Below are 1,147 nucleotides of genomic sequence, written 5' to 3' on the forward strand. Positions count from 1 at the left end.
GATGGTCGAGGGAATCAACAATAAACTTAAACTAATAAAACGGAGAGCCTATGGCTTGAGAAACTTTCGGAATTTTTGGGTTAGAAGTATGTTGTCTTGGCATCTTGTATGTTGATTTAGCATAAAGAGTAACGAAGAGCCCTGATTACGGCAACGGGTTAAACGGCGAATCCTCTGGGAACTTTGACGATTGCCTTTTAACAGAGATTGTAACTTAGCCCGACGTTGGTTATAAAATTGATTCAGGCTTTTTAACGGTCTGCCATTAATCAACAAAGGGATAAAGTCCGGTTGATTTGAAGTTACAGCCATCAAATTATCTATGCCTAAATCTAGCGCAGCTATCTTTTCATTAGGAGCTAAGAACTGTTCGGTTTTCTCATAAATTACCTCGATTACATAACAATCACATTTAGGAACTATTCTGACTTCTGCTATGCGCTCCGCTACTCTCGTCGGCAAGGCAATTGAAGTACCTGATAATTTGACTAACCCTTGCCTAAGACCTACTTTGCTTATAGCTTGAATCGTGTAAACTAAGAGATTTCTTCCTTTTTTTTGCTCCTTATAGCCAGGGATTTTGGGTTTGACCAGAAATTGATCGGGGTGACTTTTAAACTCCGATGAAGCGGCAAAAAATGATGGCCAGTTCCGGTCTAATCCTCTTAAAACTTGTTGGGAAACTTTAGCGGGTAAAGCTTGATACTGTTCTGTCTTTGACCTCAGAGAAGCCATCTGATTATAGGTCAAATAGCCATGACCATAAATGAAGTTTTGTCGGATTAAATAATTGGCTGAGTTGTAGAGATTTTTAGACTGCCAAGATAAATTATCTATCTCAGCCCAAAATCGATGTCCTTTCTTGATAATGTGTCTTTCTGCTACTAACATCCGTTGTCTTTTAACTCAGCGTCGGGTTTTGAAGGGTTGTCTTTTTGCCTAGTCTGATAGTTTTGTCTGTACATATTACCATGGTTGACTATATCTGACTATATTTGTATTGAAACTTTACCGAAATTTTGGGTTAAAGCCCCGTCCTTTTAGGACGGCTTTTTAAACTATATCTTGTTAACTTAACTTTTATTGTGCTATACTGATTTTGTCTAAGTCCCCCCTGCGTAAAATGTTTGTCTTAGAGTTTAAAGTT

Annotated in this window: 1 protein-coding gene and 1 pseudogene; one reads left to right on the forward strand and one right to left on the reverse strand. The window is 38.2% G+C overall.

Going from position 1 to position 1,147, the window contains the following annotated elements; genetic code table 11:
• Positions 1 to 115: transposase (locus O9295_RS25725; RefSeq protein WP_071824397.1), on the forward strand; the 115-nt coding region annotated here is incomplete at its 5' end.
• 38 nt (positions 116 to 153) lie between these two features.
• Here O9295_RS25725 and O9295_RS25730 read toward each other — a convergent pair.
• Positions 154 to 891: pseudogene (locus O9295_RS25730) on the reverse strand (RNA-guided endonuclease InsQ/TnpB family protein); the annotation flags it as partial.
• Positions 892 to 1,147: the final 256 nt, after the last annotated feature.

This window comes from Microcystis sp. LE18-22.4A (assembly GCF_027531105.1).
Lineage (GTDB): Bacteria > Cyanobacteriota > Cyanobacteriia > Cyanobacteriales > Microcystaceae > Microcystis > Microcystis aeruginosa.